We start from the raw sequence: 17,990 nt of genomic DNA on the forward strand, positions 1-17,990 counted from the left end.
AGCCAGGATCAAACTCTTCATCGTATATTTTTTATATTATATTGCGATGTGTTCTCTAGTGGTTCTTTTCGAATCTCTCGATTCTATTACTCTTATTTTTTCTGTTTCTTAAGATCACTCTTAAAAAACGGCTGTCAATTCAATATGTCTACGAACGTGTATTTCTTTTGTTTCGCTTGTGTTGCAAAGCGGGTGCAAAGGTAGTCTCTTTATTGAGATTCACAAGCCTTTCTACAGCATTTTTTTTACTTTTTTTTAAACTTTTTCTTAACACACTGATAACATAAAACTTAGAATCAAAATAAAAATTCAATAAAAGAAGCTTTTTCTTACTTTGTTGAATTTTCTATAAAATCACCACATTTAGAAAGCTGTATTTTATAGAATTCACAACTATTTAAATCTAGCCTTATTTTAATTTTAAAACATAATACTGCAGTTGGCGCCTTTTTCTGCTTTGTCTTCTACCAGAGTAAAGAACCTCTCCTTCTCAAATAAATATGAATTGAAGAATTATAGCTTTTGGATAACAATGACTTTTGTTATTCTTTTTTTGACATTCGCAGATACAACAGAGATTAATTACAACCGCGTTATCTTTACAAGGCTCTCTTTACTAGAGTGCGTATCATCAGGTTGTTTAGGTCCCTTTTTGCCTGTTTCTTTATTAACTTTTTGCCTCTCTATTGAACTACTGCCTAGTTTTACCAGGTTACTATTATTACTATCTTCTGTTATCGTTGTAATCTTTCCACTTCCATTATTTGTCAAAAATACAACTCCGTTGTTTTCATCTTTATAATTTGGTGTGAAAACTCTTTCTTCCGGCATAGGTTCAATATCAACCACACATGTTTCTGAATTAGAAGAAGCGTTATCTTGTTTTACTATATCCTCACTTGTAGCAATAGTTTGTGTAACACTTTCTGATAACTTATTAGCTAATTCTACTCTATAGGAAGGATTGTTTAAACTTTTTAATGCGTCTGCTACACCTTTCTCTAATTCATGCATACGTACTCCTCTTACTTCAAATTGCTTACTATTTGCATTAGCGAAGCATGCATTTGCTAATGGTAAATACTTTGAACTAGCTTGGCGCTGCTTGCGTATTGAGTATCCCGTAATGGCTGTTGACGCTACAGATCCTGCCATACCAACAGATCCCAAAGTGATTCCTACAGCAGCAGGGATACCTGATATAAATCCTAAAGCAAAACCAGTAATACCAATTAGAAGTCCACCTACAAATATAAACGGCATTGCTTTTAGACTACTAAGAGCTTTAGTGTTACTACTCCTAACTTTGTTTGCAGCTTCAAGACCTAAAGTTCTCCAATTATTTGCTCCACTAGTCTCTTTCAACAGGTTTTGAATGAAAAGATTTTCCTTTTCTACTTTAGAATAAATACTAACCAACTCTGTTGCGGCAAATTTTAATGCTTCATCCGGAGTTTTCCCACATGATATGGCGCCGGTCAATATTTTATCGTAAAACATTTTATAAATTTGCTTTTTATCCAGCTGTTCCTTATTTAAATCACTACCTCCATCCAACATCAAAGAAGCAACGGCAAATTCGACACCTTTAGCCGTAGACACAGGACGATTGGCCAAATTCCAAATCAATGCATTACCCTCACTTAATTCCCCCATGGCACCTAACTTTGCATTTGCTTTGGAAACTGTTTTTGTTATTGCCTGAGGAGAAACATTTGCTGCATATAATGCTTCATCTGTAAACAAACTTTTTAAATAATTTATATCGTCTTCTTCTACGCTTTGTATATGTTCTTCAGTAGCACCCTGCATTTTTAAGGTAGCTTTGATAGAATCGATAGTAAAACTGTTTAAAAACGAATCAGACAATATGACATTTTCATAGGTATCATTTCCTGTGGTTTCTTTTCCTAATAGTGTTAAAGCAGATTTTCCAGAAGCTACCTGGTTCAAAAACTGAGATAAATCTTTAGCAAAACAGCGCCAATAATTTGACGTACTTTCGTTTACTCCAAATGGTTCTGAGCAAACCAGTAAGTAAGGCAATTTAGTTTCCAGAGAAAGGTACGCCAACTGCTCACTCAGAGCGTTGTCTTTTCCTAAACATAAAATTTCCTCCAGGGTGACATGAAAATGAGGAAAATCATTCGATAGTTTATCAAAGGAAATATTCATATCATTTATGTAAAGATGAGGCCCCAACAAATCTTTTAAAGAAATAGATTCAATTAATTCGATATCGGACATAGCTGTTGTATATCCGTTCCTCATAAAATGGTCCTTAATTTTATTCTTATTAATTTTTTCCTTGTTTTTAAGTCGCTCAAGCCATTGCGCTTTTACTGCTTGTTCGAATACATCTTTCTTTGGCCCTTCTAAGCCTACCACTAAGATTCGTTCCAGAGGACTGGCATTCATAACCACTTTTCCAAGTTCTTGAGCGTTGTAATCAGTTGCCTGAATAATTAAAAAGCGAGCCCTACTGGTTGAGGAATTTAACCATACAACGAGGTCGTAGTCATATTCATTCCTCAATGTTTTGTCCATGACTTTAGCTTGCTCTATAAATATATTTTCAGCAAAACTACTCATTTTATCTTCAGTAATCTTTCCTTTAATATGAACGTCGATGTCAATCGCCGGGGATGTCTCTTTTAAAAGCTGCAATAGCTCTTTCCTGGTCTTCTCCCAATTTATCTCTTCTTCGTATGCAGCTGTTTGTTGAATTGTTTTGTTTTCATTAGGCATAATAATTACTTTTGATTACTACTATTTTTTTTATTTTAATTACAAATCACCTTTATAAGAATACCAACAGTTTGGTGAGAGTTGCTTTAAACACGCATTAATCCACTTACTATAATCTCATTTTTTTGTTAAAAGGAGATTTAATCGATTTATTGGCATTCAATTGCCTTGTCTCTAAATCTGGTAATCTCTCTATAGTTGAATGCATTAATTCCCGAATAGAACTTGCCCTCCTTGCCCTGATGCTTCCGGTTCGATATTCATCCTCAACCTACTCCTCCATAAAGATTCTTCTTTGTTTTCCTTATTAAGCAGACCTAGTTCCTGACACCTTTTATAAATGCTTCTTAAATAGTGTATCTTAGAGATAGTCCTTGTGTTTGAGTTTTCAGATTTTTGTGAGACAGTTGAAGTGCTGTCTATCGGTTCGTTCCATAGATTGTTATCATTATTTACAATCTCGTGAATCATTTATAGTCTATTGATTTAAAAAGTGCTTCCTAAAAATAAAATTATGAAATCCTTATAAGCTATATTATAGTGATTTACCATTTTGAAAGTATTAATTTTGCAAACTTGTTTATTTAAAACAAACAAGCCTGCTACCTTATTTTAGCCTATTTTTTAAACAACATAATACAAAACACTGTTATTAAAAATATTTCATTATTTAATCTGTGGTATTTAAACATATAACTAAACAAAATTATATGGAGGGGAGGGCAAATTGATACTATAGTGAATCCGTAAATCTGAAGTAAAAATGATTCAACGTCTAAATTAGTAAAGGTATATCTTTAAAACAAACTAAAAATGTTAAAAATACGAAAATACACACAAAAACCACAAGCATGTAAATTCCAACAAAAATAGCCCCCTTATTCCAGTAAAAGAGATCAATTTATAGGTTACCCTTTCCATAGTTTCGTATAAAACTTTTGGCTTTTCAGTTTTCCTGTCTATATTCAGCCTGATCTTCATTAAGCAGGTTGTCTAATTCTTATGGTAATAAATTAATTTTTAGAGAACAAATGAGACTTGATTTTTTTGGCTCGCACGAAAGCGAAAGGGAGAAGCAATACATTAAAATTTGATGCAATAAAAAAAGAACACCTTCAACTTTGAATTATAAAACCATTAAAGAATTTAATAAACTAATTAATTGTAAAAATCTAGCTTAACTCCTTCGACAGTTTTTATTGCCATGTCCATTGTCCTGCGACTGCAAAAAGCAATTTTAATCTCTTCACGAAGAACTGCCATCTCTTTTCTAAGTAAAAATCCCTCTAATAATTGGGCTGGTTTTTTCGCGTTCGAAAACCGATAAAAGATTTTCTGGACTCAAACTGAAAGTAAATATTATACAACATCAGATATCCCAACGATTTGCCCGGTGCTTGGCCATAGGAATGACCTGGCCAAAACAAAGAATTCTCGGGCAGATAGCTTTTTAAAAATTGAACGGAATCATACAAAAATTCAGCTCCTTCCTTAGAACAAATACCTACACCTTCAATAAAAACAGTATCACCACAAAACACATTGTTATCAATTACATAACAAACACTGCCAGAAGTATGCCCCGGAGTAAAAATTGGAGTTATTTCGAACGTGCCAATTTTAATTTTCTGCAAGTGGAAGACGAATTGTAATTTAGCATATTCTAATTGAAATTTAGCTGCATCTTCATTAGAGCTCCATACCGGAACGTTATTTTCTTCAGAGAACTTTCCGGCCAGATCAATATGATCAAAGTGTCCATGAGTAAGCAATACCCCTTTTAATACTATTCCATTTTCTATTAAATAAGAATTAATAAGCTCATAATCCCAGGCCGGATCAATCAAAATACCTTCATAAAGATTATGAACGAGGTAACATTGATTTTTAAAAATGCCATTAGTAACCTCGAAAAGTTTCACATAAATCATCAAATCTGCAGGTTTAAAGAAGTTAGATACTTTACAAAAGTTGTTAGATCAATATTGGTTCGTCTGGGACAGGTGATAGAGACAATATATGATTCCAAAACTATAGAATAAGATTTGTACTGTGCAAAATTCTTAAAATTTGCCAGGTACAATCCATCTATATAATGAATCGATTCTACTTCCAAATATTTGAAATCAATCATCATTCCTGTCCTCAGGACTTTTGACAAACTTTCTTTTACTGTCCAAAGCAATGTATACGCTGAAGCTTTATCCTTCAGAAGAGAGCTTGTTAAAGTTATTTCTGCCGGAGTCAACAAACTAATCATAGAGTCAACTTTCGCGGGATTGATTTTTTCGATATCTACTCCTATGGGATGAGCTTCGGGGTAAGCTAAAGAAATACCAATCGTATCACAGTGTGTAATAGATACCTGAAAACCGGAACAAGACAGGTGCTCAATAACCGGGTACTGAAAAACACCGGAACCTATTTTAAAAGAATTCATAGACGTTTTCGCCGGGATAATTTTACTTAAAGCATTCTTAGCGCTTATACGTCCCAACAAATAACTGGATTTTCGCTTATCGAATTTTAAAGAGTTCAAATAGGTTATCTCGTCCAAATGCAAGATTTCTAAACAGTCATTCAAACCGACCAATTCTTTCTTTACGATGGCAAATCCGGCTAAATGTTCAGAGTTTTCTCTTTCAAGTTTAAGAGTGCCTTCAAATAACATAGTCGGAACGATTAGAAATTAAACGGTTTAATTTTTCCAACTGCATAAGTTCATTTCCGAATGGAGACAAAATAGGCTGTATTTTCGACTCTGACATTTTTGATATTGAATATTTAGCAAAGGTAGCGCTAGTTCCGGAAGGGCCTAAATCAATATACAGACAGGCCCCAAGTTCTTCCACAAAACTGATTGTTTTACTAAAATTAAAGTAGCGACTTACAACTTTATTATAATAGTCTGCATCTATGTGTGTTACTAAATTTGAGGTTAAACCAGACACATAAGGCACTTTGGGATTCTCTAAATCGATACCTTGTTTCATATAACAGGAAAAATCATTTAAGCCTTCATCAATAAGAGGAGAATGAAAAGGGACTGTTACCGGAATTCGGGAATGTATTATCTCTTCTCTCTTTAAGATTTTTTGATATTGATCTAAATTAGCTGCTGTACCGGATACGGTAAAACTTCTCTGAAAATTATCACTGGCCAGACACAAACTATACTGTTCATATGTTTTAGATTTATGATGTCCCTCAGCATCAATAACAGTAAGCATTCCGCCTTCAATATTACTTCTGATCAAAGATTTAGACTGTTCCATAGCTGCTTTTATAGCTGTCGAAGCTGACCAAACACCTGCTGCAACGCCAGCAGCAAACTCGCCTAAGCTTTGGCCAAAAACATAATCAGGAAAAATACTGTAAGACTTCATTACCTCTATCATAGCAATCTCGATTGCGACAATAGCCGGATGAGTAATTAGCAACTCATCAAAATCTGAATCTGCTTTGTTGTACAATTCTTCTACAAGAGATCTGTGCAAATACTTCTTAAAAATCAAATCGCTTTCTTTAATACTTGATCTAAAGGCTTCATTGCTAGCAAATAGCTCTTTCCCTGCATTGCGATATTGACTTCCTTGCCCTGAAAATAAAAAGACAACTTTATGCTTTTTCATACTTTGTATAAGATTTTAACCTTTTTTATTACTAAGTATATTCCATTACAACCTAGCTGTTCTAATGGAATATATTTTACTTATTTACCTCCCAAACAAGGCATTTATATTTTCTTTGACTTGTGATTGCTGAAACGTTATTTCATGCATTTCTAATTCCTGTTCAAATATTTCTTTCAAATGTACTTTTATTTTTGATGTCATATGCTTTTTAAGCGTCACTAAAGAGAGTCTTGGTTTCTCGGCTAACTTCTTCGCTAATACTATTGCTTCTGCAACAACTTCTTTTTTGGGAACTACCTGTAAAGATACGCCTCGTTCTTGTAATTCTCCTCCTCTATAACTTTCGGCAGTAAAAAGCATCTCGGCACCTAATACTGAACCAAAACGCAATGGTAGCATATACGTTGCTCCCATTCCCGGGGTGAATCCGTATTTCATGAAGTTAGCGGTATATATATTTTCTTTTCCTAAAATCTGAAAATCTGCATAACACCCAAAAACAAGCCCTCCTCCGATTGCATGGCCTTGCATGGCTGCAATTACAGGGATATCGCATTCGATTGGTGCTGTGAAAAAATCTAATTCAGTAAATTTCAATTTACCATCATATATTTGTTGTAACTCATCCTGAGTTCCTCCGCAGGAAAAATAGCTGTCGTATCCTGTCAGAATTACTACTTTATATTCCTGCTTTTGTTTTATACCAGCAAAAGCCAGTTTTAGCCCTTCTATCAGTTCTTTAGAAAATGTATTTCTTGACTCTTTGTCTTGCATCGTAATCTGTACGATGTCATTGGTAATTTCTTTAATACTTACTACTTCTCCCATGGGTACTCTCCTTTCTCTACAAAGTTTTTTATATTATTTTGCACCCTTTCTGACTCCATTAAAGACTGCAATTTGGCAACTGCCATCGTTTTGGTTTCTTCCTTAATTATCCAAAGTTTTGCTATATAGGATTTAATTTCTTCAATTGTACTGCTTTCTAATCGACTTAGTCTTAGTATATTTTTCCTTACTTCATTATTGATTTCATCTGCTACTTCATCTACCAAACCTATTTCATAAGCTCGTGTTGCAGTAATTCCGTGCGTGATTAATGTTAACCATTTGGCTTTCTGCGGACCTATTCTCTCTATCAAAAAAGGCATTACGCAAGCCGGTAACAATCCAAACAAGGCTTCAGATAAACCAAAAGTTGCCTGACTGTGTGCTATCACTATATCACTGGCTGCAACTAATCCTAAGCCTCCTGCATTTACTTTTCCTTCTACTTTTGCTATTACTACCTTATCAATTTCACTAATTGCTTTTAATAAATTATAATATTGATCCGGTTGTTGGTTTATTAAGCTTTCATTGTTTTGCTTGACAACGGCTTCAAAATCCATTCCGGTACAGAAATGATTTTTATTACCTGACAGTACAATGATTTTAATTTTTGCGTTTTGTTTTACACTTTCCAAAACCTCCAAAAGTTCATTTCCCATTGCAGCATTAATACTATTATGCTGTTCGGGTCTATTGAACTGAATATGTAAAACCTCTCGCTGTCGCGTTACTAAAATTGTACTGTATATTGTATCTTCCTGTATCATACCCATTCGTAAATTCTGTGATAATTTTTAATTTCAGAAAAGATTAACTTCTCTTTTCCTTTCACTTTACTAAAAGGTTCCGGATACAATGTGGTGTCTATTTTAAAATCTCTTGTTCCGAATTTGATTTCTGAGTTGACTGTAAAAGTACTTTCATATTCTTCCATAGATAATACTACACGCTGATCTAAATGCTCATTTATAGCCAAGTTCGAAATTATCTCCTGACTTCCAGGATGTATTACTCCGCTAAAAAACTCTGAACAGCATCCTGATCCGTATGAAAATATCCCAACTCTTTTTGGGGTTTCGAAATTTCCTTTTTCAATCATACTTACCAATGCCAAATAGGTTGTGGCTCCCATAATGTTTCCAACTCTCTGACAATATTCTAAAGAAGGAGCTACACGATCTTGAAAATCACTTTCTATTTCTTCCGGTTTTGCCTTTTTGAATTTTCTCATGTTACTTCGATGAGCGCCTTTTACCATTCCGCCAAAAGGGGTATGAAAAACCAAGTATTGAAAGCTGTCCTGATAATCTACATCATCCACTCTTTTTTGGTATTCTTTGAAGCTATTCTCACAACAATCCAGATAAGATAATAGCGATAAATCTGAGTCTCCTGCTTCTTTGTCCGGAACAGGTCTGCAGGTATCCATAACCTCATAACCATAATAACCGCTGGCTCCTCTGTCTATTTCAAATATTTTTGGTTTGTCACTAATTAACATGGCTACCGCTCCTGATCCTGAAGAAGGCTCTACAAAAGACATTTCCATAGCAGCTCCCTCTACTGTGCTCATTCTCATAATATCAGTGGCGATCACCAAAACCTTTCTGCCGGGGGCTGTACCCGAAAGGATAAAATTAATAGCCATCTGTATACCTGCCGTACCTGAATAACAGGCATTTTTGAGTTCAAACAGTCTGCAATTTCTACTAAGTTTTAAATAATCATGAACATAGGTACTCATTGACTTTCCAAAATCAATTCCGGATTCAGAACAAGTAATTAACATATCGATGCTTTCAATTTCTTCTTTTGTCAATGCATCCAATAATGGTTTGGCTGCATTAACTGCGTTAGAAATCGGGTCTTCATAGGGCATTGGGACTGTTTTCTCTTTCATTAGCAAATTTTCAAATCGCTCCATATTTAATTGTCGATGTTTTGCTAATTCAGCTACATTTATGGCCGCTGATCCACAATATATATTTATAGCTTCTATTCCTGCTCTCATATTTTTTTCTGATTCTATATTTGGTTACGCTTCCAGAATAATTGCTGTATTTATACCTCCAAAACCAAAACTGTTACTTAATGTATATTGTATTGAATGGTGGTCTCTACAGCTTTGTATCCAATCCATTGGGAAGTCTATTGGTGTTTTTAAATTAAGATTTTCGTGCACAAAATTTTCATTCATTTGTATCAGACTTGCAATAGCTTCTACTGTTCCTGCTGCTGTAATGCCATGACCTATTAATGATTTTGTACTGTTTATCGGTTTGTTTTTAAGTTCTAAATTAATCAAAGCTTCAAGCTCTGTATAATCTCCCAGTTTTGATCCTGTACCATGTGCGTTGATATAATCAATTTGTTCGGGCAGAATCCCTGCTTTTTGCAGTGCTTTGGCTATCGCCTTTTCTTCACCTTCTACAGAAGGATTTGGATTTCTGTTGGCATCCAATGTAACTCCATAGCCAGATATAGTTCCTAATATGTTTGCTTCTCTTTGTTGGGCATGTTCTTTTGATTCTAAAATAAGTGCTCCCGCGTTTTGCCCATACACAAATCCTGCATGATCGGTGTCAAAAGGTTTGTATTGCGGAATTTCGTCCTTCTCTGACACTATCGGCAGCATAGCCCCCAAAGCCGAAAATCCCTGATATTCAAATACCGATAAATCCATCATCGGGGCAATTACCATGACTACATCATACGCTTTGCTTTCTATAAGCCTGCAAGCTTGAATGATTCCCATATTTCCGCTGGCACTGGCGGCTCCAACAGTAAATCCTTCTCCGGTTATCCCAAATAATTCGGAAGCTACGCCAATCATATCACTATCCAAAAAATTGAATCCGTATGACGGTTTCATGAATTGCATTTTACTTTTGTAAGAATCACTAATCTCCTTATGATGCTGCTGTTGTGTGTTACTGCCAGCAACCACTATAGCAATCTTACTTTTATCTATCGTTGAAGGAAGCCCAGCATGATGCCAGGCTTCTACAGCACAAAACGTACCGTAAGCGGTACTTAATGAAATATCGCGTAACCGTTTTATTTTTAGTTTCCAATGCTCCTCAAACTCACTATCTGATATATTTTCTTTGAGATCAAAATTTTCTACTTTTCCATATACATAATTGAAGTTTTTATCTTCTATAGTATAGTTTTTTATAGCAAAATTCGATTTGCCTTTTTTTAAAGCTTCCGTAAAAGCCGGCACGCCTATTCCTATAGGGGTAACTACTCCCATTCCTGTTACACAAGCTTTATGTATCTGATCCGCATTCATATAAAACTTTTTTATTTACTGGCAATCAATTCTGCCAACTCATTGATAGTTTGAGCTCCTGCCAATTCTATTCTGGGAATTTCTTTTTCTAATTGTTCTAATGTTAATGCGATTAATTCGGCTCTATCAATAGAATTTGCACCAATATTTAGTAGTGTTTCATCATTTGATATTGTTGTTCCTTCCAATTCCGGGATAATATCGATTAAGTTTTCTCTAATTTGTTCGATGATCTGATTTTTCATATTCTTATTTGCTAATTAAATTATAAGTTTGTTTTGAGTACTTTCCACAAGATTCTGGGTCTGAAAAGCTTTTTTCCTGATTTCAAAGATCCTGCTACTTCTAATATTTCTTTAAATAATTCTGTGTCTTTGTTCGCTGCTTTTTGCAATTTTTTCATATAACCATTGACTACTTTGAGCCCGGCCGGTTTTATTCCGACTGTTTCCGGATATCTGAAATCTTCATAAGCTCCTGCGGTCCAAAAATCTTCTATTACTTTATTTACTTTGTTGATATAAGGCCGAAAAACCTCCGAATTTGACGGGGTACCTTTCAATACTTCGTCTAAAATTTCTGCCTGACATATAGAAGATGCCATTCCTTGCGCATACATAGGATTGAAACTTGAAACCGCATCTCCTAAAACTAAATAAGAACCGGGGAATTTATTTAATTTTTCATAGTGTCTTCTCACACTATTTGGGTATTTATAAACGACAAAATCTGTAAGTCGTGTTGTATCCGAAATAATATCGTACAATTCTGAAATCGGCAGTTCTTTCAAAAATTTCAATAATTCCTCATCATTTTGAGGTGGTTCAGCACCTCTTAACCCAATTAATGTAAGCACCCACCTGTCATTTTCAATCGGCATAAGTACAGCCCCTAATTTTTCTTTTGGTGCATCAGGGGTATAACTGATGGTTTCTATCTTTTTTCCCTGAGGCATTTTTTTACGTTCAAACAGTATGGTTATATACATAATATCGATTTTGATTGTACTCTCTTCCGGAGTAGGGTATCCATATTGCTTTAACCACTTAAAAGCTCTGGTTCCTCTTCCGGATGCATCTACAACAAAATCAGTATCAATACCATTTCTTACTCCTTCATTTTCTAATATCAAACCTTTGACATTTTCACCCTCCATTTTCATTTCCAGGACTTTGGTTTCATCACAAATCGCAACATTCCCGATATCCAGAACATGCTTTTTTACGTGATATTCCAGAAGCTGTCTGGTCATGGTAAGTGCTGTAATTCCCGTAGTTCCTTTTTTCTTAAACCCTCCATAAGAATACCAACTGTAGTCATTGCCTACATCCAATTCTAAGGCCCCATTTTCTAATAATTCTTTTTTTAACTCAGGGAAATATCTTGAAAGTATGTTCATCGCATGTGCAAGCAGCAAATGAATATGCCTGGTCTGAGGTTGTCCCTTTCTGGTTTCGGGCTTATTGTTTACTTTATCTTTTTCTATAATGGTTACTTTTTTGAAATGGTTGCTTAGCACTCTTGCTGCGACTAAACCTGCCATACTGCCCCCAATTACTACGGCGTGTTCTCTATTTGTACTCATATATTTAAATCTTTTTTATTGTATAATTATACTTCGATCAACGTTGATTTGCCTTTTATTAGTTCTGCTGCGGTTTCCATAATCTTCATTCCGATTTGATCTACATGTCGATTTTGCCATGCTTCTAATGAAGTTCCTTTTACCCATTGATTAAAGGCGCCTAAAGCAGCTCCTGTTTGTATTTGAAAATTAGATTGTTCTTCTACAATTCCTTCCAATGCATATTGGTTGGCCAGTCTGAGATAATATTTAAATAGAGTAGCCATCTTTTTCTTAGGTCGCTCCTCTATACTTTCTATTTGTGCTATTTCATTTCTTTGTACAAACTCTCTCCTTACTATTTGCCATACTTCCGACAACGTTCTCTTGAAATACTTAGTCTCTAGTTGTTCTTTTACATCATTTGGAATTGCCTCTAAACAGTCGTATCGCTGGTACAATTCGTATAATTTTTTGGCACGTGTTGCAAATAGGACATCCTTTTTGAGAACCTGTGCTTGTATTCCTATCTCAAAGAGTTCTTCGTCGGGAATATAGGCCGTATCCTGTACATTGCTATTTTGAAGCAGCTCTTTGGCTACCTCACTTAAACCGGACTCTACTGTGCATTGATTGATTGAACCTGTGAGTACAAAATCGGCTTCCATGATAAAGGCACTGGCAACTGCTTCCGGAGTTCCTATTCCTCCGGAAATACCAAGATGTATGGGATCGTTATACTTGTATTCCTGCTGTATTTGATTGCGTAGGTTCTTTATAGAAGGAAACAATACAAATGCAGCAGTTCTGTGCGTTACACCTCCCGGATCTGCTTCGGTACAAATATCTCCACTTAAAGGAATTTCACTTGCCATTTCTGCCTGATCCTGTGTAATCCAACCTTTATCCAACAATCTCTTGACTAACCTTTCCGGAACCGGTTTCATAAAACCTTCCGCAACATCAGGTCTTGCAATTTTGGCTATAATATGGTTCTTACAGCTTATACCCTGATCGCTATTCCTTTCTAAACCGGCAATTCTAAAATAAGCTAAGGCCAGGGTTATTTGGCTAAATCCTCCCGCTTCAATTATTCTTATTTTGCTTTCCAGCAGGCTGTTGACTAATTCTATTTCTTTGTTTGGGTCCAGAATATCCTGATATAAATTAACTCCAAAGGGGTTTCCTTCTATTAATTGATCCTGCAATCTTTCTATGTCTTTGTTGATCTCTGTTATAGTACGTCCTTTGGTTCCCAAAAAACCTAACATTTTAGAGTTTGCCATTTTTAGTACCATCGCAGTTGAAGCTATTCCCATATGAAGTCCACCTGCTACATAAGCATAAGGCGTATTGTATCTTTCACAGAATGTACTGCTCCCCAACGTATTTGTTTTGTGAGTTTTAGCCGTTTCTGTTATTTCCTTTTTTAGTTGTTTTTCAGTAGTAAGAACTACTTTTTCTTTAGTTTCTTCATAAATAGGCGAACAGCAGCTTTTAATTTGTTCCACCATTTTGGTTAATCTGTCTCCTCCTACTTCTTCATATTCCTGCACATTTTTACCCATTAGAAAACGAATAGAATCTACCCATTGTACAGAACTTGCTATCTGTTTGCTAAGCAAATCTTTAATTTGGTTTTGCTCATAATTTCTGGCTGTAACATTTGAAATTACAGGAATTTTAAGACTATTAAATTCTAATTTCTGAATAAAATAATCAAACTCTTCTACTGCGCTTTGCATGTATCTGGAGTGAAAGGGTGCCGTAACCTGCAATTGAACAATTTTGATATTTTGCTGATCAAAATCTTTTACCACTTCATCAATAGCATCTTTGGGACCTGATACTACTATTTGCGTAGGTGTATTAAAATTAGCTACATCTATAGTTGTATATCCTCCTTCTTTCAGCTTTTCTTTTAAAACAATTTCATCTAATCCTAAAACAGCAGCCATAGATCCTCCCGAAGCTTCTCCCATCAAAGTGCCTCTCTTTTGTACAATTCGCACGCCTGTTTCGAAATCAAACGCTCCTGCTGCCAGTAAAGCATTATATTCGCCTAAACTATGACCGATAAGGTAATCTGGCCGGGTTGAAGTAAATTGCTCTTCATATTTTAGTGCGTTAACAACAAACAAAGCCGGTTGGGTGAATTCTGTATTGTTTAGTACCCTTTTCGGATCTTTAAGACATAATTCTTCTAAGTCATATCCAAGTATATTTGAAGCCATTTCCATTTTGTCTTTATACTTTTCAAAAAGGTTTTTCCCCATTCCTCTGTATTGGGCTCCTTGTCCTGGAAACATTATTACTTTCATCGATTTGTTCTTGGTTTTAATTGATAAAAAACATTTTATTTACGCATATTAGCCGCAAATACTTTCCATAAAAAAAAGGGAGAAAACAGACTTACTGCAGGTTTTATCATCACAGAAACCTTTACAAGCTCACCATATACATATCCGTTTTTATTGGCTGCCTTATGGATCGCGTCCATATATTTGTTGATTAAGTTTACGCCTTTAGGCTTCTTACCTACGGTCTCTTCGTACCTGAAATTTTCATAGGCCGAGGCACTCCAGCATTGATCTATGATCTTAGCTATTTTTTTGAAATATATCTTTGACATTTTTGCAGGATCGTGCTTCTTCATTAATTCCTCAAAAATTTCTACTTGTAAACAGGCAGCAGTTATACCTTGTCCGTGCGTTGGATTCAAATTACAAATAACATCGCCTATCGGAAGTAGTCCTTCAGGAAATTCCGTTAATTTCTCAAAATACCTTCTGGAGCAATGTGGCACCTTATAGGCTACAAAATCACTCTCTTTCTGACAATCAACTAATACATTATAAAACGTTTTATCAGGTAATTGCTTCACAAATTCAAGTAATTCCTCATCAACAGGAGGATCTTCTCTATGCCAACCGGCTACACAAACCAGGTTTTTATTATTTTCAATGGGCTGTATTACTACACCTATTTTCTCAGGCGGTTTCGGGGAATACATCATCATCTTTCCTTTCTGAAGTCCTCCTTCGGGTCTGCTATAGATCGCAGTTTTGTAAGTGATATTGACTATCGTTTTCTCTTCTTCGGGTTTTGGATAATTGTTATTTTCTAACCACTTAGGTGTTAAGGAACCTCGTCCTGTTGCATCAATTACCAGATCTGATTCCAGTTCATATTCTTTACTGTTTTTACTTTTAACGATTACTCCGCTAATCTTTCCGTTTTTTTGAATAAAATCAATATACTTCGTCTTATCCAGTATTTGAACATTAGGTATTTTTTCTACTCTTTTTCGGACAGCGTAATCAATTAATTTTCTACTGGATAACAATGTATTTATATCTGTAGTTATATTTTGTTTTACGCCTTCATAAGAATACCAGTATGCACCGTCGCCCAGATCTAAATCTACAGCCCCGCTGTTTTTTAATTCTTCTGTAATCCCCTGAAAATAATATTCCATGGTCTTTAGCCCTCTAAGTAACAATACGTGAAACTGTCCACCGTGTGATTGCCCTTGTCTTACTTCCGGTCTGTCTTCCAGTTCGTCTTTTTCGATTATGATTACTTTTTCATACTTATTGCTGAGTACTTTAGAAATCAATAACCCGGAAATTCCTCCTCCTAATACAATTGCATTTTTATAATTCATTTTTACTCTTTTAAAAAATTTAAAACTCTATGCTAACACAAACCCGATTTAACTTTAAGTCAATTTATACTGCCGCAACAGTTACATTGAGACGTTCCAGTTTTATATTGAATTTACTTGGCCCAAGGGTTGTATTAAAATGATCTTCTACCTTATTTTCTTTATCTGATTTGCTTATTTCGTAGTTTTTCAGAATCATACACAAAATGGTTTTCATTTCTACCATTGCCAACGATTTTCCGGGACATATTCTTTTCCCCAGCCCAAAAGGAATAAGATTACTCTGATTGGTATGGAAAGTGACACTTTTACTCTCTACCCAGCGTTCCGGATCAAATGCTTCTCTTTTTAAAAAAGGACAACTTTCCTGATCTCTATAATGCGATAATACAAATACATCAGTGTCTTTTGGTATTTCATACTCTCCGATAATACAATCTTCATTTGTAGTTAAAGCGATAACAGGAATTACCGGTTTCAACCTCATCACTTCATAGATAACAGCATTTACATAGTCTAATTGATTGGAGTCGTCCATTGTTTGCAAAAACTTCTCTTCTCCCAGAACAGTAACGATTTCTTCCCTCATCTTTTTCTGAACTTCGGGATAGTCTGTAATATAATGAAGTACCCAAAGTATGGTATTGGCAGTGGTATCTTCTCCCGCTACGAGCGTACCGAATATACTTGGATAAATCTCATCGTCTGTCAGGTATACTCCATCATCATCTGTCGCCTGCAACAAGGCTTCAATATAATTTGTAGGATTCTCTTTTAATTCCGGATTTAGCTTTACCCTTTCCTTAGCTTCGTCTATATACCTCCAGATATCTTGTTTTATTTCTTTTAGGTCTTTATCTAACTTGTGGTCTTTAGGCAGTTTAAAAAATTTCCAGTATTGAACAGGAATCACAATACGAAATTGAATCATGTTCATGACTCTTTTATAATTGTTTTGAATTTTGCTTTCCTCAGTCCCTACCGTTCCTATTTTCTGACCAAATGCCAAGTGAGATATAATATCAAATGAATAATTGAAAATATCTTCGTGTAAGTCTATCTCAGAGTTTTTATTCAATACGTTCTCCCAGTGATTATAAAGATCCTTAGTGGTATCCTGAATAGACGGATAAAAGGATCTGAGCACTTTATTTGATAATGCCTGGGTTACATATTTTCTGCTTCTTTTCCACTCATCTCCTTCTGTTGAAAAAAGATTATGAATTTCCATGCCCTCCAATACGGGTCTGATATTTTTAAAACGTCTGTATTTATAAGGCCTTTGGTTTAGAATTTCTTTTATTATAGACACTTCTGAAATTACTACACCATCTTCGCCATTAACATTAATTTTATAAAAAGAGCCATATTGCTTTGCCCATTCTTCGTATTGCAAATGCACTTTATCCATTTTAGAAAGAAAGCTTAGCGAATTTCCAAAGAAAGGTTTGGTTTTGGGACCCGGTAAATCTTTTAATGTTTTTATACGTATCTGTCTTTGCCCTGTAACATTCTCGATCTCCATTTTATGTTCCAATAGCTCATTTTTATCAATAAAGATATCTCCGTTGACTATTTCATAATAGAACATTCTTAAACCGTCTTTTGAACTGCATTTATTCTTTCCGGAGATACAGTCAAACTGCCATTGATGTGCAGGACATATAATGTTTTGTTCTCCGCCGATTTCACCAAAACTTAGAAGTTCTTTTTCGTGCGGACAGAGCCCCTGAAATATTTTAATCTGATCGTGGTAGTTTACTACTACAAGTTCAACATTCTCTTTATTAACACCGATCATATTCTTATCCTTCAATTCACTAACATTTACTAATCTGATCGGACTAAACTCTTTTTTAATTTCCATATTTTATATCTTAGTAAGGCTGAATTAATAATTTACTTTCTTTCCATTTTTATTTAACATATTTACAGCAAATCTCCATGATGGTTTTTTGTCTGATTCATAAGAAATATAAGCGGCAGATACAGCTATTTTAGCAATGTCTTTCATTACTTTTTTATGTTCTCCATTGTTTCTGAACTCTAACATGTGTTCATGATCTCTCCATAATGTCATCGTATACGCGACTCTAAACAACTTCAGACTTCTATATTTCAAACATTTAGCTTCTTTCATTTGCTTTTTTAATCTGTACTCTACACCAAACAATGACATGGATGTCAATAGGGACTTGGTTCTTATTTTTGTTACTGATACTATCATTGTGATGAATGATTTTTTATGTT

At 35.0% G+C, this 17,990-nt stretch carries 14 protein-coding genes; all 14 read right to left on the reverse strand.

Annotated features, from left to right (window positions below; all coding sequences use genetic code 11):
* Nucleotides 1–582 precede the first annotated feature (582 nt).
* The gene (locus tag G3A47_RS13815; protein ID WP_166923268.1) at nt 583–2,748 is read right to left on the reverse strand and encodes a hypothetical protein; all 2,166 of its coding nucleotides are present in this window, start codon (nt 2,746–2,748) and stop codon (nt 583–585) included.
* A gap of 1,286 nt (nt 2,749–4,034) precedes the next feature.
* Nucleotides 4,035–4,679, reverse strand: coding sequence for an MBL fold metallo-hydrolase (locus G3A47_RS13820; RefSeq protein WP_166923269.1), 645 nt, complete (start codon nt 4,677–4,679; stop codon nt 4,035–4,037).
* Nucleotides 4,679–5,419, reverse strand: coding sequence for a 4'-phosphopantetheinyl transferase family protein (locus G3A47_RS13825; RefSeq protein WP_166923270.1), 741 nt, complete (start codon nt 5,417–5,419; stop codon nt 4,679–4,681). The genes G3A47_RS13820 and G3A47_RS13825 overlap by 1 nt, the downstream gene beginning before the upstream one ends.
* Entirely contained in the window at nt 5,409–6,380 is a 972-nt protein-coding gene (locus G3A47_RS13830) for an acyltransferase domain-containing protein (protein WP_166923271.1), read from the reverse strand. Before G3A47_RS13830 ends, G3A47_RS13825 begins: the two co-directional genes overlap by 11 nt.
* An 84-nt stretch (nt 6,381–6,464) precedes the next feature.
* On the reverse strand, nt 6,465–7,211 hold the full coding sequence (locus G3A47_RS13835; RefSeq protein WP_166923272.1) for a polyketide synthase: 747 nt from the start codon (nt 7,209–7,211) through the stop codon (nt 6,465–6,467).
* The gene (locus G3A47_RS13840; protein ID WP_166923273.1) at nt 7,199–7,981 is read right to left on the reverse strand and encodes an enoyl-CoA hydratase/isomerase; all 783 of its coding nucleotides are present in this window, start codon (nt 7,979–7,981) and stop codon (nt 7,199–7,201) included. The genes G3A47_RS13835 and G3A47_RS13840 overlap by 13 nt, the downstream gene beginning before the upstream one ends.
* Nucleotides 7,978–9,225: a hydroxymethylglutaryl-CoA synthase family protein gene (locus tag G3A47_RS13845; RefSeq protein WP_166923274.1), complete on the reverse strand. Its 1,248-nt coding sequence runs from the start codon at nt 9,223–9,225 to the stop codon at nt 7,978–7,980. Before G3A47_RS13845 ends, G3A47_RS13840 begins: the two co-directional genes overlap by 4 nt.
* Before the next feature lie 24 nt (nt 9,226–9,249).
* Nucleotides 9,250–10,509 (reverse strand): beta-ketoacyl synthase N-terminal-like domain-containing protein, encoded by a 1,260-nt coding sequence (locus G3A47_RS13850; protein WP_166923275.1) that lies wholly within the window; start codon nt 10,507–10,509, stop codon nt 9,250–9,252.
* Nucleotides 10,510–10,520: 11 nt separating this feature from the next.
* Nucleotides 10,521–10,754, reverse strand: coding sequence for a phosphopantetheine-binding protein (locus tag G3A47_RS13855; RefSeq protein ID WP_166923276.1), 234 nt, complete (start codon nt 10,752–10,754; stop codon nt 10,521–10,523).
* A 20-nt stretch (nt 10,755–10,774) separates the two neighbouring features.
* Complete coding sequence (locus tag G3A47_RS13860; RefSeq protein ID WP_166923278.1) at nt 10,775–12,094, reverse strand: NAD(P)/FAD-dependent oxidoreductase; 1,320 nt, start codon at nt 12,092–12,094, stop codon at nt 10,775–10,777.
* 26 nt (nt 12,095–12,120) lie between these two features.
* On the reverse strand, nt 12,121–14,394 hold the full coding sequence (gene fabD / locus G3A47_RS13865) for an ACP S-malonyltransferase (RefSeq protein WP_166923280.1): 2,274 nt from the start codon (nt 14,392–14,394) through the stop codon (nt 12,121–12,123).
* Between the two features lie 35 nt (nt 14,395–14,429).
* Nucleotides 14,430–15,740, reverse strand: coding sequence for an NAD(P)/FAD-dependent oxidoreductase (locus G3A47_RS13870; protein WP_166923282.1), 1,311 nt, complete (start codon nt 15,738–15,740; stop codon nt 14,430–14,432).
* 64 nt (nt 15,741–15,804) lie between these two features.
* A complete protein-coding gene (locus G3A47_RS13875; protein WP_166923284.1) occupies nt 15,805–17,607 on the reverse strand; it encodes a cytochrome P450 in 1,803 nt (600 codons plus the stop codon).
* A gap of 24 nt (nt 17,608–17,631) precedes the next feature.
* Nucleotides 17,632–17,967 (reverse strand): hypothetical protein, encoded by a 336-nt coding sequence (locus G3A47_RS13880; protein ID WP_166923286.1) that lies wholly within the window; start codon nt 17,965–17,967, stop codon nt 17,632–17,634.
* Nucleotides 17,968–17,990 lie beyond the last annotated feature (23 nt).

The sequence above is a fragment of the Flavobacterium poyangense genome (genome assembly GCF_011751075.1).
Lineage (GTDB): Bacteria > Bacteroidota > Bacteroidia > Flavobacteriales > Flavobacteriaceae > Flavobacterium > Flavobacterium poyangense.